This window comes from Pseudomonas fluorescens (assembly GCF_000802965.1).
GTDB lineage: Bacteria > Pseudomonadota > Gammaproteobacteria > Pseudomonadales > Pseudomonadaceae > Aquipseudomonas > Aquipseudomonas fluorescens_A.
Window position 1 is genome coordinate 139,938 of record NZ_JSAK01000017.1, and the last position, 21,841, is coordinate 161,778.

The window sequence follows — 21,841 nt, forward strand, 5'->3', positions numbered from 1 at the left end:
TGGAACCCGATGAAGAATCTGCTGCTACGTTTCAATGACAAGCTCTACATGACCTGTATCTGGGTCGCCGGGCTCTCCGTACTGGCCATTGCGCTGATCATTCCCTGGGGCGTATTCGCCCGTTATGTGCTCGGCACCGGCTCCAGTTGGCCCGAGCCCACTGCAATCCTGCTGATGATGGTTTTCACCTTCATCGGTGCAGCAGCCAGCTATCGCTCCGGCTCGCATATGGCGGTAGCGATGCTCACTGATCGCATGCAGCCCAACATGCGCAAAGTCATGAGTGTGTTTGCACAATTGCTGATGGCGACCATCAGCCTGTTCATGGCGATCTGGGGCACCAAGCTTTGCTTGTCGACCTGGAACCAGTTCATGAGCGCCCTGCCGACCCTGCGCGTCGGTATCACCTACATGCCGATTCCGGTTGGCGGCGTATTGACGCTGATTTTTGTCCTGGAAAAACTCTTGCTCGGCGATCAGAGCAACCGTCGGGTCGTGCGTTTCGACCACGTTGAAGAAAACGAAGGGGCTGCCTGAATGGACGCTTTTATTCTGTTGGGCAGCTTTATCGCGTTGATCCTGATCGGCATGCCAGTCGCGTACGCGCTGGGGCTTTCCGCGCTGATCGGCGCGTTCTGGATCGACATTCCCTTCCAGGCGCTGATGATTCAGGTCGCCGGGGGCGTGAACAAGTTTTCCCTGCTGGCGATTCCGTTCTTCGTGCTGGCTGGTGCGATCATGGCCGAAGGCGGCATGTCTCGCCGTCTGGTAGCGTTTGCCGGTGTGCTGGTCGGCTTCGTGCGTGGTGGCCTGTCGCTGGTCAACATCATGGCGTCGACCTTCTTCGGTGCGATTTCCGGTTCTTCGGTAGCGGACACCGCTTCGGTCGGCTCGGTGCTGATCCCTGAGATGGAGCGTCGCGGCTATCCGCGTGATTTCGCCACGGCGGTCACTGTCAGCGGTTCGGTTCAGGCCCTGCTGACGCCACCAAGCCACAACTCGGTGCTCTATTCGCTGGCCGCTGGCGGTACGGTGTCGATTGCTTCGCTGTTCATGGCCGGCGTGGTACCGGGCTTGCTGATGAGCGCGTGCCTGATGGTGTTGTGCCTGATCTTCGCCAAGAAGCGTGACTACCCGAAAGGTGAAGTCATCCCGATGCGTGAAGCGCTGAAGATCTGCGGCGAAGCGCTGTGGGGCCTGATGGCGATGGTCATCATCCTGGGCGGCATTCTCTCCGGCATTTTCACCGCGACCGAGTCGGCGGCCATCGCCGTGTTGTGGTCGTTCTTCGTGACCATGTTCATCTACCGCGACTACAAGTGGAGCGAGTTACCGAAACTGATGCACCGCACGGTGCGGACGATTTCGATCGTGATGATCCTGATCGGCTTCGCGGCCAGCTTCGGCTACATCATGACGCTGATGCAGATCCCGGCCAAAATCACCACGATGTTCCTGACCCTGTCGGACAACCGTTACGTGATCCTGATGTGCATCAACGTCATGCTGCTGTTGCTCGGCACGGTGATGGACATGGCGCCGCTGATCCTGATCCTCACGCCGATCCTGATGCCGGTGATTCTCGGCATTGGCGTGGACCCGGTACAGTTCGGCATGATCATGTTGGTCAACCTGGGGATTGGATTGATAACACCGCCAGTGGGCGCGGTACTTTTCGTGGGGTCTGCCGTGGGCAAAGTCAGTATTGAATCAACCGTGAAAGCCCTGCTGCCGTTCTACGGCGTGCTGTTCCTGGTGCTGATGGCCGTGACTTACATTCCCGCGCTGTCGCTGTGGTTGCCGCATTTGGTCTTGTAAAGAAGACTGGCAAACTCCCTGTGGCGAGGGAGCTTGCTCCCGCTGGGGCGCGTAGCGGCCCTGTAATCCTTCAGATATACCGTGTCGTAGGATTCACGACTGCTGCGCAGCCGAGCGGGAGCAAGCTCCCTCGTCACAAAGCCCATTGAACCAATGACATCACTATGACAATGACATTGCTCGAACTCGAAGACGAATTCACCCACCTCACCCTCGCCCCCGAACTCGGTGGAAGTATCGTCAACTGGACCGTGCGCAGCAGCGGTCAATCGCTGTTACGCCATGCTGACGACCATGCACTGAACACCGGCCTGCCCGGCAAACTCGGTTGCTTTCCCTTGGTACCGTGGTCAAACCGTATCGCCGAGGGCGGCTTCGATTGCCCGGATGGCTGGCAGTCGCTGACGCCCAACAGCCTCACCGATCCTTTGCCGATTCACGGCAGCTCGTGGCAGCAGCCATGGCAAGTGGTTTCCCAGGCATCGAGCGAAGTGGTGCTGCAACTCGACAGCGCGACGCCATTCGCCTATCGCGCCCGGCAACGTTTCCACCTGAGCGAAGGTCGGTTGAGCATCGAATTGCAAGTGACGCATTTATCCGACCGCGCCGCGTGGCATGGGCTCGGATTGCACCCATATTTTCCGCGTACAGATAACACGCGATTGCAGGCAAAGGCCGAACAGGTCTGGTTGTGCAACGCCTCCAAACTGCCGACGCAACAGGTTGCGATACCTGGCGAATGGAATTTCCAACAAACGAAGGCGTTGCCGGAGACGCTGGTCGACAACGGTTTCTGCAATTGGGATGGGCATTGCCTGATTCAGCAACCGGATCTCGGCTATGAACTGGAGTGCCAGGCCACCGGCAGCGATTACTACCTGCTCTACTGCCCGGCGGGCCTGGCGTTTTTCTGTATCGAACCGGTCAGTCACCCGGTCAATGCGCATCACTTGCCGGGTCGTCCGGGGCTGCGTTTGCTGGAGCAAGGTCAATCGGCTGAGCTGACGTTCAGCCTGAAATACCGGGCGCTGTAACCCTCAGGCGCGAACCAGCATGTAGACGGCGACGACCAGGCAGACGCTGGCAAACCCGACCTGCAACGCCCGCGCTGGCACCCGGGCGCAGAGCTTGCGGCCAATGATCATGCCGACGATGCTGGCGACGATGAAGGCAACGCCCAAACCGTCGATACGTACTCCGGCATGCAACGCGCCGATCACGCCGATGGCCGAGATCAGGCTGATGACCATCAGGGAAGTGGCGACGATCCCGCGCATCTGCACATCGGTCAGCTGTTTGAAGGCTGGGACGATCAGAAAGCCGCCACCCACGCCGAGCAACCCCGAAACCACGCCAGTCACCGCCCCGAGGGCTGCCAGGGTCGCGGTGCATTTGGCAGTCCAGGAAAAGCGTCCGGTCTGCTGATCGAGCATGCAGTTTTTCTGCCCCCAGTTGGCGTGACCGTGGTCGCTCGGCGCATCGTCCTTTCGCTCACGACGCAACATCCGGACGGCCACCATCACCATCAGCAGACTGAACAGAATCATCAGAATTTTTTCCGGCAACTGATGAGCGAAATAGATGCCCACCGGCGAAAAAACCGCCCCCAGCAATGCAATCAACATCGCCGCGCGATAGCGCACCAGACCGTGACGCAGACCGTCGATGGCTCCGACTGCCGCCGCGCTACCCACGGCGAACAGCGCGACGGGGGCCGCCGTGGTCATGCTCCAACCCAGACCGAGCACCAGCGCAGGCACGGCAAGAATGCCGCCGCCGGCACCGGTCAACCCAAGCACCATCCCCATCACCACACCAAAAAAACTCGCCAGCAACATAAAACTCTCGTGATCCGTGTAAAAGCCGGGAACGCCCGGTATCGATTGAATGACAGGATAGAGCCCGCTGCACATTTTTCCTGCATGGATTTTGACGCGGGGCTGGTCAACGCAGGGAAAATGAAACTAACCTCATGGCTTAACCAGACAGAAACAACCAACATGCCCGCCTTGATTGAAGCCTTCCTCGACCCCGCCTCGTCAACCTACAGCTATGTAATCTACGAGGCCGATGGCGGGCAGTGCGCGATCGTCGACCCGGTGCTCGATTACGACCCCACTGCGGGTCGAACGACTACCGCCCAGGCCGACAAGATCATCGCCTTCGTTCGCGAACACCAGTTGCAGGTTCAGTGGCTACTGGAGACGCACGCCCACGCCGATCACCTGTCCGCCGCGCCTTATTTGCGGCGTGAACTGGGTGGCAAGATTGCCATCGGCCAATCGATCTGCAAGGTGCAGAACGTGTTCAAGACCCTGTTCAATCTTGAACCGGAGTTTTGCATTGACGGTTCGCAGTTCGATCATCTCTTCGCCCCGGATGAATCTTTCCGCATCGGTAATCTGAAAGCCACGGCCCTGCATGTACCGGGTCATACACCGGCGGACATGGCATACCTCATCGACGGCGACGTGATTCTGGTAGGCGATACGCTGTTCATGCCGGACGTCGGCACCGCGCGTTGCGACTTTCCGGGCGGCAATGCCAACCAGATGTTCAGTTCGATCCGTAAACTGCTGGCCTTCCCTGCCAGCGTACGCCTCTACGTTTGCCATGATTACCCGCCCGAGGCCCGTGAACCGTGCTGCATGACGACGGTGGGCGAGCAGCGCAAAAGCAACATTCATGTGCGCGATGGTGTCGACGAGGCGGCTTTCGTTGCCATGCGTACCCAGCGTGATGAAGGGTTGGGGATGCCGACGCTGCTGCTGCCGGCGATACAGGTCAATGTGCGGGCCGGGAATTTTCCACCGGCCGAGGACAATGGCGTGACTTACCTGAAGATCCCACTTAATAAATTTTAAGATCAAAAGATCGCAGCCTTCGGCAGCTCCTACAGGGGTTTGGCGTAACCTGTAGGAGCTGCCGAAGGCTGCGATCTTTTGCTTTTGATCTTCAATTATTCAACGTCAACCCATTCGCCGGCAGCGGCAACGCCGTCTTATAGCGCACCTGCTTGAGCGCAAAACTCGAGCGGATGTTCGCCACTCCCGGCACCTTGGTCAGAAAGTCCATCATGAAGCGCTCCAGCGACTGGATGGTCGGCACCAGCACACGGATCAAATAGTCCGGGTCGCCAGCCATCAAATAGCACTCCATCACTTCCGGGCGATCCGAAATCGCCTCTTCGAAATGCTGCAATGCCTCCTCCACCTGTTTTTCCAGGCTGACGTGGATGAACACGTTGACGTGCAAACCCAACAGATCCGCATCCAGAAGGGTCACTTGCTCGCGAATCAGCCCCAATTCCTCCATCGCCTTGACCCGGTTGAAGCACGGTGTCGGCGAGAGGTTGACCGAGCGAGCCAGGTCAGCATTGGTGATCCGCGCGTTCTCCTGAAGGCTGTTGAGAATGCCGATATCGGTACGGTCCAGTTTGCGCATGAGACAAAACCACCTGCTTTTTATGTTTATGCAGATTTTTTATCTGCAAATGATCTTGAGCGCAATGAAACAGAGAGAAATATTCTTCTTGGCCGGGCCTATGATTGTTGTAGGACAAGATTTCTTCCACAGAATGAAATCTGTCAGCTCACTACAAGAAATTCACAAGATCGAGCGTAGAAGCCATGACCCAAGCGTACGAACCGCTTCGCCTGCACGTACCCGAACCCTCGGGCCGTCCCGGCTGTAAAACCGACTTCTCCTACCTGCACCTGACCGATGCCGGCACGGTGCGCAAACCCCCAGTTGACGTTGAACCGTCCGACACCGCCGACCTGGCCAAGGGCCTGATCCGCGTGCTTGACGATCAGGGCAATGCTCTGGGTCCATGGGCTGAAAACGTGCCGGTCGAGATCCTGCGCAAAGGCATGCGCGCCATGCTCAAGACGCGGATCTACGACAACCGCATGGTGGTCGCCCAGCGTCAGAAAAAGATGTCGTTCTACATGCAGAGCCTCGGCGAGGAAGCCATCGGCAGCGCCCAGGCCCTGGCCCTGAACATCGACGACATGTGCTTCCCGACCTACCGCCAGCAAAGCATCCTGATGGCCCGCGAAGTACCGCTGGTGGACCTGATCTGCCAACTGCTGTCCAACGAGCGCGATCCGCTCAAGGGACGCCAGTTGCCGATCATGTACTCGGTGAAAGACGCCGGTTTCTTCACCATTTCCGGCAACCTCGCCACCCAGTTCGTCCAGGCCGTCGGCTGGGCCATGGCCTCGGCAATCAAAGGCGACACCAAAATCGCTTCGGCATGGATTGGCGACGGCGCCACCGCTGAATCAGACTTCCACACGGCCCTGACCTTCGCCCACGTGTACCGCGCGCCGGTGATCCTCAACGTGGTCAACAACCAGTGGGCGATCTCGACCTTCCAGGCAATTGCCGGTGGCGAAGCAACCACCTTCGCCGGTCGTGGCGTCGGTTGCGGCATTGCCTCCCTGCGGGTTGATGGCAACGATTTCTACGCGGTCTATGCCGCTTCTGCCTGGGCCGCCGAACGCGCCCGCCGCAACCTGGGTCCGACCATGATCGAATGGGTCACCTACCGCGCGGGTCCGCACTCGACTTCCGATGACCCGTCCAAATACCGTCCTGCCGACGACTGGAGCCACTTCCCGTTGGGCGACCCGATCGCGCGCCTCAAGCAGCACCTGATCAAGGTCGGCCAGTGGTCCGAAGAGGAACACACCGCCGTCAGCGCCGAACTGGAAGCTGAAGTGATCGCCGCGCAGAAAGAAGCTGAAAAATTCGGCACCCTCGCCGGTGGCCAGATTCCAAGCGCCGCGACCATGTTCGAAGACGTCTACAAAGAGATGCCGGAGCACTTGAAGCGCCAGCGTCAAGAGCTGGGGATCTGACATGAACGATCACAACAACAATATCCAGTTGGACACCGCCATGACCACGACCACCATGACCATGATCCAGGCCCTGCGCTCGGCCATGGATGTGATGCTTGAGCGTGACGACAACGTCGTGGTCTTCGGCCAGGACGTCGGCTACTTTGGCGGTGTGTTCCGTTGCACCGAAGGCCTGCAAGCCAAGTACGGCACCTCGCGGGTGTTCGACGCGCCGATCTCTGAAAGCGGTATCGTCGGCACCGCCGTGGGCATGGGCGCCTACGGTCTGCGCCCGGTGGTGGAAATCCAGTTCGCCGACTACGTGTACCCGGCCTACGACCAGATCATTTCCGAAGCTGCGCGCCTGCGTTATCGCTCGGCGGGTGAATTCACCGCGCCGATGACCCTGCGCATGCCCTGCGGCGGCGGCATCTACGGCGGCCAGACCCACAGCCAGAGCATCGAGGCGCTCTTCACTCAGGTATGCGGTCTGCGCACCGTCATGCCGTCCAACCCCTACGACGCCAAAGGCCTGTTGATCGCCTCCATCGAAAACGATGACCCGGTGATCTTCCTGGAGCCTAAACGGCTGTACAACGGCCCTTTCGACGGCCACCACGAGCGCCCGGTTACCCCATGGTCGAAACACCCCGCTGCACAGGTTCCGGACGGTTACTACACCGTACCGCTGGACGTTGCCGCGATCGCCCGTCCGGGCAAGGACGTGACCATCCTGACCTACGGCACCACCGTTTACGTGTCGCAAGTCGCCGCTGAAGAAAGCGGTATCGATGCCGAAGTCATCGACTTGCGCAGCCTGTGGCCGCTGGACCTGGAAACCATCACCAAATCGGTGAAGAAAACCGGACGTTGCGTGATCGTTCACGAAGCCACCCGCACTTGCGGCTTCGGCGCCGAACTGACGGCGCTGGTGCAAGAGCACTGCTTCCACTACCTGGAAGCGCCGATCGAACGCGTCACCGGTTGGGACACCCCTTACCCGCACGCGCAAGAGTGGGCGTATTTCCCAGGGCCGTCCCGAGTGGGCGCGGCGTTGAAACGGGTCATGGAGGTCTGAATGGGCACGCACGTTATTAAAATGCCGGACATTGGTGAAGGCATTGCAGAAGTTGAATTGTCGGTGTGGCACGTCAAGGTCGGCGACATGGTTGTCGAGGATCAGGTGCTGGCCGATGTCATGACCGACAAGGCGATGGTCGACATTCCATCGCCGGTGCATGGCAAGGTGATTGCCCTCGGTGGTCAGCCGGGCGAAGTCATGGCGGTTGGCAGTGTGCTGATCAGCATTGAAGTCGAAGGCGCGGGCAACGTTAAAGAATCGGCTCAGCCGGCGGTTGCTGTAAAAGAAGCACCGGTTGCAGCGCCTGAAGTTGAACCTGTCGTGCAAAGCAAACCGGTCGCTGCCCCAGCACCACGCCCGGCCGTGTGCCAAGGTCCGATGGTCGCTCGCGAAGCCGATGAGCGTCCGCTGGCCTCCCCGGCTGTGCGCAAGCATGCGCTGGACCTCGGCATTCAGTTGCGCCTGGTACGTGGCACAGGCCCGGCCGGTCGTGTATTGCACGAAGACCTTGATGCCTATCTGGCCCAGGGTCAGTCGAACGCTTCGGCACCTGTTGCCGCCGCTTATGCCCAGCGCAATGACGAAGAACAAATTCAGGTAATCGGCATGCGCCGCAAGATCGCCCAGCGCATGCAGGACGCTACCCAGCGCGCCGCCCACTTCAGCTACGTCGAAGAAATCGATGTGACGGCGGTGGAAGAACTGCGCGCACACCTGAACGAAAAACACGGCGCGACTCGCGGCAAGTTGACCTTGCTGCCATTCCTGGTTCGCGCGCTGGTCGTTGCCCTGCGTGAATTCCCGCAGATCAACGCCCGTTACGACGACGAAGCCCAGGTCATCACCCGCCTCGGTGCGGTGCATGTCGGCATCGCCACCCAGGCGGATATCGGTTTGATGGTGCCGGTGGTGCGTCACGCCGAAGCCCGCAACTTGTGGGACAGTGCTCAGGAAATCTCTCGTTTGGCCACCGCTGCCCGTAACGGCAAGGCCAGCCGCGATGAGCTGTCCGGCTCGTCCATCACCCTGACCAGCCTCGGCGCGTTGGGCGGGATCGTCAGCACGCCGGTGCTGAACCTGCCGGAAGTGGCGATTGTTGGCGTGAACAAAATCGTCGAACGCCCGATGGTCGTCAAAGGCCAGATCGTGATTCGCAAGATGATGAACCTCTCCAGCTCCTTCGATCACCGCGTGGTCGACGGCATGGACGCGGCGCAATTCATCCAGGCCGTCCGTGGCCTGCTCGAACAACCCGCCACCTTGTTTGTGGACTGATTTTTGTTGGAGAGCAGCATGCAAACTCTGAACACCACATTGCTGATCATCGGCGGCGGTCCCGCCGGTTACGTAACGGCCATCCGTGCCGGGCAACTGGGCATTGCGACCATTCTGGTGGAAGGCCAGTCGTTGGGCGGCACCTGCCTGAACATCGGCTGCATTCCGTCCAAGGCACTGATTCACGTCGCTGAGCAGTTCCACCAGACGCAGCACCACAGCCAGCATTCGGCGTTGGGCATCAGCGTGTCGGCGCCAACCCTCGATATCAGCAAGAGCGTCGAGTGGAAGGATGGCATCGTTGATCGCCTGACCACCGGCGTTGCGGCGTTGCTGAAAAAGAACAAGGTCCAGGTCATTCAAGGCTGGGCCAAGGTAGTCGATGGCAAAACCGTCGACGTTGGCGACACGCGCATCCAGTGCGAGCACCTGGTGCTGGCCACTGGGTCGAAAAGCGTGAATTTGCCAATGTTGCCGATTGGCGGACCGATCATCTCCTCTACCGAAGCGCTGGCGCCGACTTCCGTGCCAAAACGACTGATCGTGGTGGGGGGTGGTTACATTGGTCTGGAGCTGGGTATTGCCTATCGCAAACTCGGCGCAGAAGTCAGCGTGGTCGAGGCTCAGGAGCGCATCCTTCCTGCCTACGACGCCGAACTGACCCAGCCCGTGCACGACGAACTGAAAAAACTCGGCGTGAAGCTTTACTTGAAACACAGCGTGCAAGACTTTGATTCTGCTAATAATACCTTGCAGGTTTTGGAGCCAGGTGGCGAGACCCTGAACCTGGAAACCGATCAGGTCCTGGTGGCCGTTGGTCGTAAACCAAACACCCAGGGCTGGAACCTCGAGGCGCTGAATCTGGACATGAACGGTTCGTCGATCAAGATCGACAACCGCTGCCAGACCAGCATGCGCAACGTCTACGCCATCGGTGACCTGAGTGGCGAACCGATGCTCGCTCACCGGGCCATGGCCCAAGGTGAAATGGTCGCCGAGCTGATCAGCGGCAAGTCCCGCGAATTCAACCCGACCGCCATTGCCGCGGTGTGCTTCACCGATCCGGAACTGGTGGTGGTCGGCCAGACTCCAGACGAAGCCAAGGCTGCCGGGCTGGACTGCATCGTCTCCAGCTTCCCGTTCGCCGCCAATGGTCGGGCGATGACCCTGGAATCGAAAAGCGGCTTCGTACGCGTAGTCGCCCGTCGGGATAATCATGTGATTGTCGGCTGGCAGGCGGTCGGTGTCGGGGTGTCAGAGCTGTCCACGGCGTTCGCGCAAAGCCTGGAGATGGGCGCGCGGCTGGAAGACATTGGCGGCACCATCCATGCGCATCCAACCTTGGGCGAAGCCGTTCAGGAGGCGGCATTGCGAGCCCTTGGCCACGCGTTGCACCTGTAAATACGATCAACTGTGGCGAGGGAGCTTGCTCCCGCAGGGCTGCGAAGCGGCCCCTGGCTGACTTCCAGACACACCGCGTTGCCTGGATTTACGACTGCTTCGCAGCCGAGCGGGAGCAAGCTCCCTCGCCACAGGATTTAGAACAATGAAGAATCGGCGGTAAATAGCCGATAGTCCGGGCTGCGAAACAGGCCCGGAATGAAGTATTGTTGTGCCCATCCGGAAAAACGTCAGAAGCCTTGAACCGTTTCGGCGGTTGTTAAGTGATAGAGGGTGTCATGGGTAACGAAAGCATCAATTGGGACAAGCTGGGTTTTGACTACATCAAGACCGACAAGCGCTATCTGTCTTACTGGCGTAATGGTGAGTGGGACAAAGGCACCCTGACCGAAGACAACGTGCTGCACATCAGCGAAGGCTCCACTGCCCTTCACTATGGCCAGCAATGCTTCGAAGGCCTGAAGGCCTATCGTTGCAAGGACGGCTCGATCAACCTGTTCCGCCCGGACCAGAACGCCGCGCGCATGCAACGCAGCTGCGCCCGCCTGCTGATGCCACACGTGTCCACCGAGCAGTTCATCGAAGCGTGCAAGGAAGTGGTTCGCGCCAACGAGCGCTTCATTCCGCCATACGGCACCGGCGGCGCGCTGTACCTGCGTCCGTTCGTGATCGGCGTGGGTGACAACATCGGCGTGCGTACCGCCCCTGAATTCATCTTCTCGGTTTTTGCGATCCCGGTCGGCGCCTACTTTAAAGGCGGCCTGACCCCGCACAACTTCCTGATCTCCAGCTATGACCGCGCCGCCCCTCAAGGCACCGGTGCAGCCAAGGTCGGTGGCAACTACGCCGCCAGCCTGATGCCAGGCTCCCAAGCCAAGAAGGCGCACTTCGCCGACTGCATCTACCTGGACCCGTTGACCCACAAGAAGATCGAGGAAGTCGGTTCGGCCAACTTCTTCGGGATTACCCACGACAACAAGTTCGTGACCCCGAACTCGCCGTCGGTACTGCCGGGCATCACCCGTCTGTCGCTGATCGAGCTGGCAAAAACCCGTCTGGGCCTGGAAGTGATCGAAGGTGACGTGTTCATCGACAAGCTGTCGGACTTCAAAGAAGCCGGCGCCTGCGGCACTGCCGCGGTGATCACGCCAATCGGCGGCATCAACTACAACGATCACCTGCACGTGTTCCACAGCGAAACCGAAGTCGGCCCGATCACCCAGAAGCTCTACAAAGAGCTGACCGGCGTGCAAACCGGCGACATCGAAGCCCCAGCAGGCTGGATCGTCAAGGTTTGACCTGACGCCCTACCCGCTTAAAAAAATCGCCGCTGTCGATCTTCGACAGCGGCGTTTTTTTTGCCTGTCATTCAGGTTTATTGAACTGAGTTGCCACACTCAGACAAGCTTGTAAGCTGCTGTGGCACTTCAACTTTAGTAACTCGACCAGGCCAGTCAAAAAGACCCAAAGAAGTCTTTATGACCACATTAATATCTAGTCAAAATAACCATCCTCACCTCAAAGGCTTATGTTTTCAGCTACAACGAGTTGGCCTGATTTTTGGTACTAGCCCTGTGAAGGCTCATCTACCAAAAGAGGAATCCGTGTATGAACAATGCTTTTGAGGATCGCTTGGCCGTCGTTACCGGAGCCAGCTCCGGAATAGGCTTGGCCGTCACCGAACGGTTACTGAACCAGGGTGCTCGCGTACTGGCGATGTCGCGCCAGATCGGCGACCTGAACGAGTTGGTCGAGCGCTTTGCCACGCAGCTGTCGTGGGTGTCCGGTGACGTTACTCAACCGGCCGACCTCGAACGGTTGGCACAACAGGCGTCAACGTTGGGGCCGGTCAGCTATCTGGTGCCGAATGCCGGCATTGCAGAACTGGCTGACGGTCTCGATCTCGCGGCGTTCGACCGGCAATGGGCAGTCAACGGAGCCGGCGCACTGAACACCCTGGCCTGTCTGCGCGGGCAACTGGCGGCGTCTGCCTCGGTGGTGTTCATCGGCACCTTCCTCGCGCAGGTGACCTTTCCGGGGCTGGCCGCCTACATCGCCTCCAAAGCCGCATTGATCAGTCACGTCCGTACCTTGGCGGTAGAACTGGCCCCGCACGGCGTTCGCATCAACACCGTCTCTCCGGGTCCAACCGCTACGCCTATCTGGTCGACGCTGGGCTTGAAGAATGAGGAATTGAGTGCGGTCGCCAGCACCGTCAATCAACGCTTGCTCGACGGCAAGTTCCTGGAGGCTGGCGCAGTTGCTGATGTGATTCTGTTCCAGCTGAGCAATGGAGCACGCAACGTCATCGGACAGGATTGGGTAGTCGATAGCGGGTACACAATCCGCTGAGCCTCAAGATCAAAAGATCGCAGGCTTCGCAAGCGCCTACAGGGTCCAGAGATCGGCCAAACCCTGTAGGAGCTGCCGCAGGCTGCGATCTTCCGAGGCTGCTACGCAGCCCAACGGGAGCAAGCTCCCTCGCCACAAAACCGATTCGGGCAACGCCGCCAATCAATCATCCCGCGTCAGCACTTCCAGTAAGTACTCTCAATTTCAACCGCTTGGCTCTTTACCTCTGTCCACCTTAACAACCTGATTTTCAGACTCATCCTACATATTGGAAACACCGGTTAAGTTAGCGTTCGCCTGGATTTAAATAGCAACTAGGACGCTCATGACTCGCAACCAGGAAATTCCGACCGTTTTGGCCCCGCCCTCCGGTGACGGTCATCACCGTATTCGCCGAGAAATGACACCAACTGAACAAGCAGAGCGCGAAGGTCGCCAAGCAGCCTATAACGCCATGCGTGCCAGAGAAGATGACTTCGAGAAAAACCTGAAAAAACCTGGCCCAAAGACGGAAAGAGCAATCGCAGGTTGTGTATTTGCCAAGTCTTGCCAACTACCGGACGGAATGATCAATCACGAAAGCACTGTCGGTTTTGTTCCTACAACCAGTTTGGACGATTACGGAAACTTCGCACTGCTTGGGGGGCATGAAGTTGGCGAGTGTGGTCGTATTCCACTCAAAAAAATCAGCGGTACTCCATCCTTCATTACGGGTTCGCTCACTCTCGCACGAGCAGCTTCCATAGGCGCAACCGAGTCAGCAATTGTACGGGCCGGCAGTTTAGCAACCGCCGGCGTTGCTACCGGTGGATTGCTTGGGTTAGTTGCGATGCTGGCACCAGCAAGTCTGGGCGATAGCGCTTTGTATACAGAGGAGCAACTCAGGTCATTAAACCAAGCTCGTACACGTATTCGACTGCGTGTAGAGCAACAAACTGATGGCACTTTAAAAGGCTATGGCTACAACACGCAAAGTCGACGTGATTGGGAGTTCATACCCGTCATTACGTTTAAAGCCCAAGGCTCGCAGCAAGTGGCTGATTTTGGCGAAGGCGTCACGTTAATTTGGACCCCTGCCGTTGAGCCTACCGGTCGATCAGGAATTCCTCCGCTCGAGGGAGCGCCGCAAGCACCGCAAATCTGGATATTTCCACCAACACCGGCCGCCGACAGCATCATCGTCGACCCCATCTACCCTCCCGAATACAAAGACTTCATTCTTGTATTCCCGGCGGACTCTGGAATCAAACCGCTCTACATCGTTTTGAACCTGGAATTCGAAGCGGCAAATTATCACGGTAAAGCGGATACACCCGTGAAGAGCAAGGGTCCCATAAATGGTCGAGAAGCCCTAAATGACTCGGTACAAGTAAAACCTACATCGCCGCGAAGAATTGGCATAGATCCAGAAACGAAAGAATTTGTTGTCTTTGATCGCACGGGAGGTGACGTGTATCACGGCCACGTGAGGACTTGGGATAAACTCCATCAAGATATGAAAAACGCGCTTATCAAAGCCCAAAAAGTCGATAACAAAGGCAACATTCCGGGAGCTAAAAAGTGAGTCTGTCTTATCAAGACCCATCAATGAGCCACGATCAAGCAATCCGCTTTCTTGCTAGTGACTTGGAAACCGACATTGTGGCCGCCCTAGTCTCAATCGGTCTTAACGAGGAAGACCTTGGATGGGCTCAGCTCACCTGCCTGGAACATCTTGAGCACGAATTGGATTCCGTGAAAGCCGCCGCCGTAACAGCGCTAGGTCATCTAACTCGCAGACATGGCAAGCTGGATATGGAAATCGTTTTATCAGCACTGGATAAGGTGAGAAGAAAGTCTCCCACCCTGGCGGCGATTGTGGCTGACACCCTTGATGATATCGGGCTTTTTACGTGACTTTGAATCTCGTAGCAGTGTGCCCCCATTGATCACAGCTCAACACTTCAACAAGACAGAACCTGCCATCTCTTCCACATAGTTGGCGGGTTTTATCTTCAAAGCGCATGGCCAATCAATCATCCCGCGTCAGCACTTCCAGCAATTCAATCTCGAAAATCAAATTCGAATTCGGTGTGATCTTGCCCATCGTGCGCTCGCCATAGGCCAAATGAGCCGGCACCAGCAGCTTGCGCTTGCCGCCAACCTGCATCCCCATGATTCCCTGATCCCAACCCTTGATCACTCGACCGGTGCCGATCACGCACTGGAAAGGTTTTCCTCGGCTGTAGGAAGAGTCGAATTCTGTGCCGTCCTCCAGCCAGCCGCGGTATTGGGTGGTGATCAGCGCGCCTTTGACGGCGGCTTTGCCGTCGCCGGGCGCCAGGTCGATGATTTGTAGTTCGTCGGTCATGTTCGTACTCGTTTACGTTCGCCCGGTTGTTGAGGGCGCGGACGGTGGTTTTCGCAGAAACCGGTGCGGATGGCAATTGGTTGAACCGAAAGATCTTCTGCCGCTCACATTATGTATCAACCTCTATTCAGAAAGGGACGCTCTGATGACTGACTCTCTGGCGCTGCGCAGCTTTATCCCGCCGTACATACTCAACCGTATCGTCGCGCACGGTTCCGAGCACCAGCGTGACAGCGCGATGTCCACGCTGACTCATGTTCGAACCTTGCGGCACCAGCCAGGGGCACCGTCGCGCCCTCCTGCTGCGGCGATACTCCTGCAAAACGAGAAACCAGGGACGGTGCAGCGCAGCATTTATGATGCGTTGGGGAAAATGCTCCTGCCCGGTATGCCGGTGCGTCTTGAGGGACAACCCGCTAGTGGTGATCCGGCGGTCGATGAAGCCTACGATGCGCTCGGTGCGAGCTACGATTTCTTCTGGAAAGTGCTTGGTCGCGACTCCATCGACAACAAGGGTTTTGCCTTGGTTGGCAGCGTGCATTACGGCCAGAACTATGAAAATGCGTTCTGGAATGGCTCGCAAATGGTCTTCGGTGACGGCGATGGCGAAATTTTCGAGCGATTCACCCGGTCGCTGGATGTGGTCGGCCATGAGTTGACCCATGGTGTGATCGAAAGCGAATCGGGCCTGGTGTATGCCGATCAGTCAGGTGCGCTGAATGAATCGCTGTCGGACGTATTTGGCGTGATGATCAAACAGCATGTCCTCGGCCATACCGCCGACGAGGCAGACTGGCTGATCGGCGCGGACTTGCTGACACCGCGCATCAAAGGCATCGGTCTGCGCTCGATGGCCCATCCGGGCACGGCTTATGACGACCCGCTGCTCGGCAAGGACCCGCAACCGGATCACATGAGCAAATTCGTCATCACCCAGGAGGACAATGGCGGCGTGCACATCAACTCGGGCATTCCCAATCGGGCGTTCTATCTGGTGGCCAAGGCGCTGGGCGGTTTTGCCTGGGAGAAAGCCGGGCGAATCTGGTACGACGCTTTGTGTGATCAGCGCTTGAACCGCGAAGCGTCCTTTATCGCCTTCGCGCATTTGACCATTGAGCACGCCGGCCAGCGCTTCAGTGCCCATGAGGCATCTGCCGTGCGCAAGGGTTGGGCCGACGTGGGTGTGAATCTGACTGGAGAGGCGACATGAAAACCCTGCCAACACTGGACGACCAAGCCGTCGTTCGCCTTTCTCGCCAGGGCGGAGTTGCAATGATTCAGGCCTTGAGCCGCCCCCGGGAGATCGAGTTCGCGCAATGCAATCTCGATCAACGAGCGCGCATCTGCTCATTGCTCGAAGGATGTTTGCCACTGACCTCCCCCTCCCCCGGCCGCGGCGATCAGCGCTTCTATCAGATCGAACTGCGTTACCGCACTGGAGAGCAAGACGATCAGATGGTGTTGAAGGTGCCGGAAGACCAGGCACCCGGTGAACTGGTGCGGCTTTGGGATAAGGGAGAACTTCTTTAACGCAGCGCCGCAACGCATTGATCCACTTGGCACATCAATGCATGCCAAAAACGCACTTATCATATCAATCCCCCTGCTCCACTATCCGCCTCAATAAGAACCGTGCGCCGCGTCCAGGCGGCACACGTCATAAAGCGGTGGAGTACATCTATGACAGCCTCAATCCCGCGCGGACGCTCCCGTGCCAGTGCGATCTTCCGAGTCACCTCGGGCAACTTTCTCGAACAGTTCGACTTCTTCCTTTTCGGCTTCTACGCCACTCAGATTGCTGCCGTGTTCTTCCCGGCCAGCAGCGAATTTGCCTCGTTGATGATGACCTTTGCCGTTTTCGGCGCGGGCTTTTTGATGCGACCACTGGGCGCAGTGGTGCTAGGCGCCTACATCGATGATGTTGGGCGACGCAAAGGGCTGATCGTCACCTTGTCGATCATGGCCAGCGGTACGATTTTGATTGTGCTGGTGCCCGGCTACGAAACCATCGGTTTGTTTGCGCCCGCCCTCGTCCTGGTTGGGCGGTTGCTGCAAGGCTTCTCCGCCGGTGCGGAACTGGGCGGGGTCTCGGTGTATCTCGCGGAAATCGCCACGCCGGGCAATAAAGGCTTTTTCACCAGTTGGCAATCGGCCAGCCAGCAAGTGGCGATCGTGGTCGCTGCAGCGCTGGGCTACGGCTTGAACCAATGGATGGCGCCAGAAATGATTGCCGATTGGGGCTGGCGAATTCCGTTCCTCGTCGGTTGCCTGATCGTGCCGTTCATCTTCTTTCTGCGTCGTAATCTGGAAGAAACCGAAGAATTTACCGCCCGCAAACACCGTCCATCCATGCGCGATGTTTTCCGCACTTTGGCGCAGAACTGGGTGATCGTGTTCGCCGGCATGATGATGGTCGCCCTGACCACCACGGCCTTTTACCTGATCACCGTGTACGCGCCGACCTTTGGTAAAACCGTGCTGCATTTGAGTACGTCCGATGCGCTGCTGGTGACGTTGCTGGTGGGCGTCTCGAACTTCTTCTGGCTGCCCATTGGCGGCGCGTTGTCCGACCGAATCGGCCGACGCCCGGTGTTGATCACCATGGCCCTGATGGCGCTGGCTACAACCTATCCGGTTCTGTCCTATCTGGTGCAGGCACCGAGTTTCCTCAACATGCTGCTCGTGCTGCTTTGGCTGTCCTTCATCTATGGCTTGTACAACGGAGCGATGATTGCGGCGCTGACCGAAATCATGCCGGTGGAAGTACGGGTGGCGGGGTTCTCTTTGGCCTATAGCCTGGCGACCGCAGTGTTCGGGGGCTTCACCCCGGCGATGTCGACATTGCTGATCCAATACACCGGCGACAAGGCTGCGCCTGGCTACTGGATGAGTTTTGCCGCGCTCTGTGCGCTGTGCGCAACCTTGTATTTGTATCGTCGCGCCAGCGGCCGCCTGCAACCCGTCCTCTCCTGACCCTACCTTTTCGAGTACATCCATGAAAAAGCTATTCAACGTTGCGACACTGAGCCTGCTGTTCAGCCTGAGTCTGATTCCCGCCGCCCAGGCCGAAGAGATCCGTGTGATGACCTCTGGCGGTTTTACCGCCGCGTACAAGATCCTCGGACCGAAATTCGCTGCATCCACCGGCAACACCCTCGATACCGCCCTCGGCCCGTCGATGGGCAAAGCCCCGGAAGCCATCCCCAATCGCCTGGCTCGTGGTGAACAAGCCGACGTGGTGATCATGGTCGGTTACGCCCTGGACGATCTGATCAAGCAAGGCAAAGTCGACCCGGCGTCAAGGGTCGAACTGGCGGATTCGCGTATCGGCCTGGTGGTGCGAGAAGGTGCGCCGAAGCCGGACATCAGTTCCATCGATAGCCTTAAAAAGACCTTGCTCGATGCCAAATCCGTGGCTTATTCCGATAGCGCCAGCGGCGTCTACATCGAGCAACAGCTGTTCAAACGCCTGGGTATCGAAGAGCAACTCAAGCCCAAATCGACGATGGTCCCGAAAATCCCCGTGGGTTCAGTGGTTGCCACCGGCGATTATCAGTTGGGCTTCCAGCAGGTCAGCGAATTGCTGCCGGTGCCGGGGGTGAGCTTCGTGGCGAAGATTCCGGAACAAGTGCAGTCGGTGACGCGTTTCGCTGCGGGCATTCCGGTGGGAGCGAAACACCCTGCCGAAGCCAAAGCGCTGCTGGACTATATGGCATCAGCACAGGCACAACCGGATGTGAAAGCCACCGGGCTTGATTCGGTCAGTCGCTGACAGCTGGCTGCTGGACTTTCATTTCCACCACCAGGCGTTCCAGTTCCAATGCTGCCGGGGTCAGGGTTCGGCCCCGGCGCTTGATCAAACCGACGCTGCGCATCACCTGCGGGCTGGTCAGTGGCACACTCGTCAGTATCGGATGATCCGCTGCCGGCATCGCCATCAACGGCACCGCCGCCACACCCAGCCCTGCCTCCACCAGACCGATCATCGTCGTCACATGCCGGGTTTCGCAAATGCTCGACCGTTGCGGCACCACGCGGGTCAATGCCTGATCCAGTAGAAAACGGTTTCCTGAGGTCTTATCCAGCGAAATGTAGTCCTGCTGATAAAACTCGTCCCACGTTACGCTTGTGCGCCCCGCCAACGGATGATCACGTCGACAAGCAACCACATAGCCCTCCTCCACCAGTGGCTCGAAATCCACTTCAGCCTCCAGCGTCCCCATGAAACTCAGGCCGAAATCCGCTTCGCCGTTGACCACAGCGCTCAGCACTTCATGGGCGCTGCAATCCAATACCTTGACCTTGATCCGCGGAAATTGCCGGTGGTAGTGAGCAATCACTCGCGGCATGAAGTAGTACGCCGCCGACGGCACACAAGCGACGGTGACGTGACCCAGTCGGGTCGAGGCGACTTCACTGATGCCCAGCAACGCGACGTCCAGATCGTCCAGCAGGCGCTCCACACTCGGCATGAAACCGCGACCGGCCTGGGTCAGGCTGACTTTACGGGTGGTGCGCTCAAACAACCTCACGCCGAGGGCATCTTCCAGTTTTTCGATGCGCCGGCTGAGGGCGGGCTGGGAAATACGCACCGTGTCGGCAGCCTTGCGAAAGCTGCCCTGTTCGACCACGGCACGAAAGGCTTGCAAGTCGTTGAGGTCAAAATTGATGGCCATGGGGTACTCGGAGACGGACCAGATTGATCCGCTTATTCTATGAATGTAACCAATTAATGCAAAATGTAACATCTGAGTTCCATCGTAGTGCTGACGCAGCCAGATGCAGCCTTTATCCTTACACCCCCCCGCCGTACCGAGTGAATGGAGTTTTTTCTCATGCCCCATGAAGGCAGTCTCTTACAAGCCGCTGTCGTGTTTCTGCTCGCGGCCGTGCTCACTGTTCCATTGGCCAAGCGCCTTCAGTTGGGGGCGGTGCTGGGTTACTTGTTCGCCGGCGTGATTATCGGCCCCTCTGTGTTGGGCCTGATCGGCAACCCGCAGAGCGTCAGCCACATCTCGGAACTTGGGGTGGTGTTGCTGCTGTTTATCATCGGCCTGGAATTGTCGCCGCGTCGTTTGTGGGTGATGCGTAAATCAGTCTTCGGTGTCGGATTGGCCCAAGTGCTGCTGACCGGTTCGGCGATCGGCGTGGTGGCGCTGTTTCTGTTTGGACAACCGCTGAATACCGCGATCGTGCTGGGTCTCGGACTAGCCCTGTCATCCACTGCGTTTGGCCTGCAAAGCCTGGCCGAGCGCAAGGAGCTGACCAGTCCCCACGGGCGCTTGGCGTTTGCAATTCTGCTGTTCCAGGACATCGCTGCGATCCCGTTGATCGCCATGGTGCCGCTGCTGTCAGGCGTGGATCACAACGCCAGCACCGCCGAAGATGTGAACCACGGCTTGCGCGTATTGGCCAGCATCGCCGTGGTGGTGATCGGCGGACGGTATCTGTTGCGCCCGGTGTTCCGCGTGGTGGCGAAATCCGGTTTGCCGGAGGTGTCCACCGCCACCGCGTTGCTGGTGGTGATCGGCACGGCGTGGTTGATGGACCTGGTCGGCGTGTCCATGGCTCTTGGCGCGTTCCTCGCCGGTCTGCTGCTGGCGGACTCCGAATACCGACATGAACTCGAAGCGCAAATCGAACCGTTCAAGGGGCTGTTGCTGGGGCTTTTTTTTATCAGCGTCGGCATGGGCGCAAACCTGAGTCTGCTGCTAAGTGCGCCCGTCGCGGTGCTTGGGCTGACCCTGCTGCTGATCGCCATCAAGCTGCCGTTGCTGTTTCTCGTGGGCCGACTGGGTGGAGGGTTGAGCAAAGTCAGCGCCATCCGCCTCGGCATCGTGTTGGCGGCGGGTGGTGAATTTGCCTTCGTGGTGTTCAAGATCGGCCGCGATCAGGGGCTGTTCGAAGCGCGCCTGTATGACGTGCTGGTGCTGACCATCACCCTGTCCATGGCGGTTACGCCGTTGTTGCTGCTGCTCTGTGCGCGCCTGGTCAGCCCCAAGGTGCAACCGGTGGTAGTGCCGGAAACATTCCGCGAAATCGATACCGATGCGCCCCGCGTGGTGATCGCCGGCATGGGCCGGATGGGCCAGATCGTCGCGCGGATCCTGCGGGCGCAGAACATCAAGTTTGTCGCCCTCGACACGTCGGTGGAAACCATCGAACTGTCCCGTAGCTTCGGCGGCGTGCCAGTGTTCTACGGCGACCCGATGCGCCCGGAAATCCTCAGCGCGGCCAAGGTCGGTGAAGCCGAATTCTTCGTGATCGCCACCGACGACCCGGACACCAACATCAAGACCGCCGAACTGGTGCACAGGCTGTATCCGCACATAAAAATCATCGCCCGCGCCCGTAACCGTCAACATGTGCATCGGTTGGTGGACGTCGGCGCCCAAGCTGTACGGGAAACCTTTTATTCCAGCCTGGAAATGAGCCGGCAAACGTTGATCGGTCTGGGCTTGACCCAGGCTCAGGCGGACGCGCGGATCAAACGCTTCAAGCATCACGATGAACAGGTGCTCGAAGCCCAGCACGCGGTCTACGACGACGCGGCGAAGGTCATTCAGACGGCGCAGCAAGCACGGGCGGAACTGGCGCGGTTGTTTGAGTCGGATCAGTTGGAAGAGCAGGCAGCCAGGAAATGAGGTGGCTGTAATGGCCCCTGTGGGAGCGAGCCTGCTCGCGATGAACGATAACGCGGTGCACTGGATAAACAAC

Annotated in this window: 21 protein-coding genes; 17 read left to right on the forward strand and 4 right to left on the reverse strand. The window is 58.5% G+C overall.

Annotated features, from left to right (window positions below):
- Window positions 1-9 precede the first annotated feature (9 nt).
- From NL64_RS15085 to NL64_RS15095, 3 genes are all read left to right on the forward strand, one after another.
- On the forward strand, window positions 10-537 hold the full coding sequence (locus NL64_RS15085; protein ID WP_034148865.1) for a TRAP transporter small permease: 528 nt from the start codon (window positions 10-12) through the stop codon (window positions 535-537).
- A complete protein-coding gene (locus tag NL64_RS15090) occupies window positions 538-1,818 on the forward strand; it encodes a TRAP transporter large permease (RefSeq protein ID WP_034148866.1) in 1,281 nt (426 codons plus the stop codon). It begins immediately after the preceding gene.
- 164 nt (window positions 1,819-1,982) lie between these two features.
- The gene (locus tag NL64_RS15095; protein ID WP_034148867.1) at window positions 1,983-2,852 is read left to right on the forward strand and encodes an aldose 1-epimerase; all 870 of its coding nucleotides are present in this window, start codon (window positions 1,983-1,985) and stop codon (window positions 2,850-2,852) included.
- Window positions 2,853-2,855: 3 nt separating this feature from the next.
- Here the strand turns inward: NL64_RS15095 and NL64_RS15100 are convergent, their stop codons facing one another.
- A complete protein-coding gene (locus tag NL64_RS15100) occupies window positions 2,856-3,656 on the reverse strand; it encodes a sulfite exporter TauE/SafE family protein (protein WP_034148868.1) in 801 nt (266 codons plus the stop codon).
- 162 nt (window positions 3,657-3,818) lie between these two features.
- Here NL64_RS15100 and NL64_RS15105 point away from each other — a divergent pair, with 162 nt between their 5' ends.
- On the forward strand, window positions 3,819-4,682 hold the full coding sequence (locus tag NL64_RS15105; RefSeq protein WP_034148869.1) for an MBL fold metallo-hydrolase: 864 nt from the start codon (window positions 3,819-3,821) through the stop codon (window positions 4,680-4,682).
- 91 nt (window positions 4,683-4,773) lie between these two features.
- On the opposite strand, the gene bkdR is transcribed toward NL64_RS15105, so the two are convergent.
- On the reverse strand, window positions 4,774-5,262 hold the full coding sequence (gene bkdR / locus NL64_RS15110; RefSeq protein ID WP_008005367.1) for a Bkd operon transcriptional regulator BkdR: 489 nt from the start codon (window positions 5,260-5,262) through the stop codon (window positions 4,774-4,776).
- Window positions 5,263-5,447: 185 nt separating this feature from the next.
- Here bkdR and NL64_RS15115 point away from each other — a divergent pair, with 185 nt between their 5' ends.
- The 8 genes from NL64_RS15115 (at window position 5,448) to NL64_RS15150 (ending at window position 14,670) form a co-directional block, all read left to right on the forward strand.
- On the forward strand, window positions 5,448-6,683 hold the full coding sequence (locus NL64_RS15115; RefSeq protein WP_034148870.1) for a 3-methyl-2-oxobutanoate dehydrogenase (2-methylpropanoyl-transferring) subunit alpha: 1,236 nt from the start codon (window positions 5,448-5,450) through the stop codon (window positions 6,681-6,683).
- Window position 6,684: 1 nt separating this feature from the next.
- Window positions 6,685-7,743 (forward strand): alpha-ketoacid dehydrogenase subunit beta, encoded by a 1,059-nt coding sequence (locus tag NL64_RS15120; protein WP_034148871.1) that lies wholly within the window; start codon window positions 6,685-6,687, stop codon window positions 7,741-7,743.
- Window positions 7,744-9,021 carry a dihydrolipoamide acetyltransferase family protein gene (locus NL64_RS15125; protein ID WP_034148872.1) on the forward strand — a complete coding sequence of 426 codons (1,278 nt, stop codon included), beginning with the start codon at window positions 7,744-7,746 and terminating at the stop codon, window positions 9,019-9,021.
- Window positions 9,022-9,039: 18 nt separating this feature from the next.
- Complete coding sequence (gene lpdA, locus NL64_RS15130; RefSeq protein WP_034148873.1) at window positions 9,040-10,422, forward strand: dihydrolipoyl dehydrogenase; 1,383 nt, start codon at window positions 9,040-9,042, stop codon at window positions 10,420-10,422.
- A gap of 278 nt (window positions 10,423-10,700) precedes the next feature.
- A complete protein-coding gene (locus tag NL64_RS15135; protein ID WP_034148874.1) occupies window positions 10,701-11,720 on the forward strand; it encodes a branched-chain amino acid aminotransferase in 1,020 nt (339 codons plus the stop codon).
- 310 nt (window positions 11,721-12,030) lie between these two features.
- Entirely contained in the window at window positions 12,031-12,774 is a 744-nt protein-coding gene (locus NL64_RS15140; protein ID WP_034148875.1) for an SDR family NAD(P)-dependent oxidoreductase, read from the forward strand.
- A gap of 325 nt (window positions 12,775-13,099) precedes the next feature.
- Window positions 13,100-14,338 (forward strand): S-type pyocin domain-containing protein, encoded by a 1,239-nt coding sequence (locus NL64_RS15145; RefSeq protein ID WP_034148876.1) that lies wholly within the window; start codon window positions 13,100-13,102, stop codon window positions 14,336-14,338.
- Between the two features lie 23 nt (window positions 14,339-14,361).
- Entirely contained in the window at window positions 14,362-14,670 is a 309-nt protein-coding gene (locus NL64_RS15150) for a hypothetical protein (RefSeq protein ID WP_172668675.1), read from the forward strand.
- A 115-nt stretch (window positions 14,671-14,785) separates the two neighbouring features.
- On the opposite strand, the gene NL64_RS15155 is transcribed toward NL64_RS15150, so the two are convergent.
- Window positions 14,786-15,124: an FKBP-type peptidyl-prolyl cis-trans isomerase gene (locus NL64_RS15155; RefSeq protein ID WP_034148878.1), complete on the reverse strand. Its 339-nt coding sequence runs from the start codon at window positions 15,122-15,124 to the stop codon at window positions 14,786-14,788.
- A 145-nt stretch (window positions 15,125-15,269) separates the two neighbouring features.
- On the opposite strand from NL64_RS15155, the gene NL64_RS15160 reads away from it, so the two are divergent.
- The 4 genes from NL64_RS15160 (at window position 15,270) to NL64_RS15175 (ending at window position 18,896) form a co-directional block, all read left to right on the forward strand.
- Window positions 15,270-16,334, forward strand: a complete 1,065-nt coding sequence (locus NL64_RS15160) for a M4 family metallopeptidase (protein WP_034148879.1) — start codon at window positions 15,270-15,272, stop codon at window positions 16,332-16,334.
- Window positions 16,331-16,654, forward strand: coding sequence for a protealysin inhibitor emfourin (locus tag NL64_RS15165; RefSeq protein WP_034148880.1), 324 nt, complete (start codon window positions 16,331-16,333; stop codon window positions 16,652-16,654). Before NL64_RS15160 ends, NL64_RS15165 begins: the two co-directional genes overlap by 4 nt.
- Before the next feature lie 150 nt (window positions 16,655-16,804).
- A complete protein-coding gene (locus NL64_RS15170; RefSeq protein ID WP_034148881.1) occupies window positions 16,805-18,097 on the forward strand; it encodes an MFS transporter in 1,293 nt (430 codons plus the stop codon).
- Between the two features lie 22 nt (window positions 18,098-18,119).
- Window positions 18,120-18,896, forward strand: a complete 777-nt coding sequence (locus NL64_RS15175) for a substrate-binding domain-containing protein (RefSeq protein WP_034148882.1) — start codon at window positions 18,120-18,122, stop codon at window positions 18,894-18,896.
- Here the strand turns inward: NL64_RS15175 and NL64_RS15180 are convergent.
- A complete protein-coding gene (locus NL64_RS15180; protein ID WP_034148883.1) occupies window positions 18,886-19,800 on the reverse strand; it encodes a LysR family transcriptional regulator in 915 nt (304 codons plus the stop codon). The genes NL64_RS15175 and NL64_RS15180 overlap by 11 nt on opposite strands.
- Window positions 19,801-19,959: 159 nt before the next feature.
- Between NL64_RS15180 and NL64_RS15185 the strand changes: the two genes are divergently transcribed.
- Window positions 19,960-21,768: a monovalent cation:proton antiporter-2 (CPA2) family protein gene (locus NL64_RS15185; RefSeq protein ID WP_034148884.1), complete on the forward strand. Its 1,809-nt coding sequence runs from the start codon at window positions 19,960-19,962 to the stop codon at window positions 21,766-21,768.
- Window positions 21,769-21,841: the final 73 nt, after the last annotated feature.

Bases quoted from the DNA above. Each gene is read 5' to 3' on its own strand.
- NL64_RS15085 (WP_034148865.1), top strand. From the start codon at position 10: ATGAAGAATCTGCTGCTACGTTTCAATGACAAGCTCTACATGACCTGT.
- NL64_RS15090 (WP_034148866.1), top strand. From the start codon at position 538: ATGGACGCTTTTATTCTGTTGGGCAGCTTTATCGCGTTGATCCTGATC.
- NL64_RS15095 (WP_034148867.1), top strand. From the start codon at position 1,983: ATGACAATGACATTGCTCGAACTCGAAGACGAATTCACCCACCTCACC.
- NL64_RS15100 (WP_034148868.1), bottom strand. From the start codon at position 3,656: ATGTTGCTGGCGAGTTTTTTTGGTGTGGTGATGGGGATGGTGCTTGGG.
- NL64_RS15105 (WP_034148869.1), top strand. From the start codon at position 3,819: ATGCCCGCCTTGATTGAAGCCTTCCTCGACCCCGCCTCGTCAACCTAC.
- bkdR (WP_008005367.1), bottom strand. From the start codon at position 5,262: ATGCGCAAACTGGACCGTACCGATATCGGCATTCTCAACAGCCTTCAG.
- NL64_RS15115 (WP_034148870.1), top strand. From the start codon at position 5,448: ATGACCCAAGCGTACGAACCGCTTCGCCTGCACGTACCCGAACCCTCG.
- NL64_RS15120 (WP_034148871.1), top strand. From the start codon at position 6,685: ATGAACGATCACAACAACAATATCCAGTTGGACACCGCCATGACCACG.
- NL64_RS15125 (WP_034148872.1), top strand. From the start codon at position 7,744: ATGGGCACGCACGTTATTAAAATGCCGGACATTGGTGAAGGCATTGCA.
- lpdA (WP_034148873.1), top strand. From the start codon at position 9,040: ATGCAAACTCTGAACACCACATTGCTGATCATCGGCGGCGGTCCCGCC.
- NL64_RS15135 (WP_034148874.1), top strand. From the start codon at position 10,701: ATGGGTAACGAAAGCATCAATTGGGACAAGCTGGGTTTTGACTACATC.
- NL64_RS15140 (WP_034148875.1), top strand. From the start codon at position 12,031: ATGAACAATGCTTTTGAGGATCGCTTGGCCGTCGTTACCGGAGCCAGC.
- NL64_RS15145 (WP_034148876.1), top strand. From the start codon at position 13,100: ATGACTCGCAACCAGGAAATTCCGACCGTTTTGGCCCCGCCCTCCGGT.
- NL64_RS15150 (WP_172668675.1), top strand. From the start codon at position 14,362: ATGAGCCACGATCAAGCAATCCGCTTTCTTGCTAGTGACTTGGAAACC.
- NL64_RS15155 (WP_034148878.1), bottom strand. From the start codon at position 15,124: ATGACCGACGAACTACAAATCATCGACCTGGCGCCCGGCGACGGCAAA.
- NL64_RS15160 (WP_034148879.1), top strand. From the start codon at position 15,270: ATGACTGACTCTCTGGCGCTGCGCAGCTTTATCCCGCCGTACATACTC.
- NL64_RS15165 (WP_034148880.1), top strand. From the start codon at position 16,331: ATGAAAACCCTGCCAACACTGGACGACCAAGCCGTCGTTCGCCTTTCT.
- NL64_RS15170 (WP_034148881.1), top strand. From the start codon at position 16,805: ATGACAGCCTCAATCCCGCGCGGACGCTCCCGTGCCAGTGCGATCTTC.
- NL64_RS15175 (WP_034148882.1), top strand. From the start codon at position 18,120: ATGAAAAAGCTATTCAACGTTGCGACACTGAGCCTGCTGTTCAGCCTG.
- NL64_RS15180 (WP_034148883.1), bottom strand. From the start codon at position 19,800: ATGGCCATCAATTTTGACCTCAACGACTTGCAAGCCTTTCGTGCCGTG.
- NL64_RS15185 (WP_034148884.1), top strand. From the start codon at position 19,960: ATGCCCCATGAAGGCAGTCTCTTACAAGCCGCTGTCGTGTTTCTGCTC.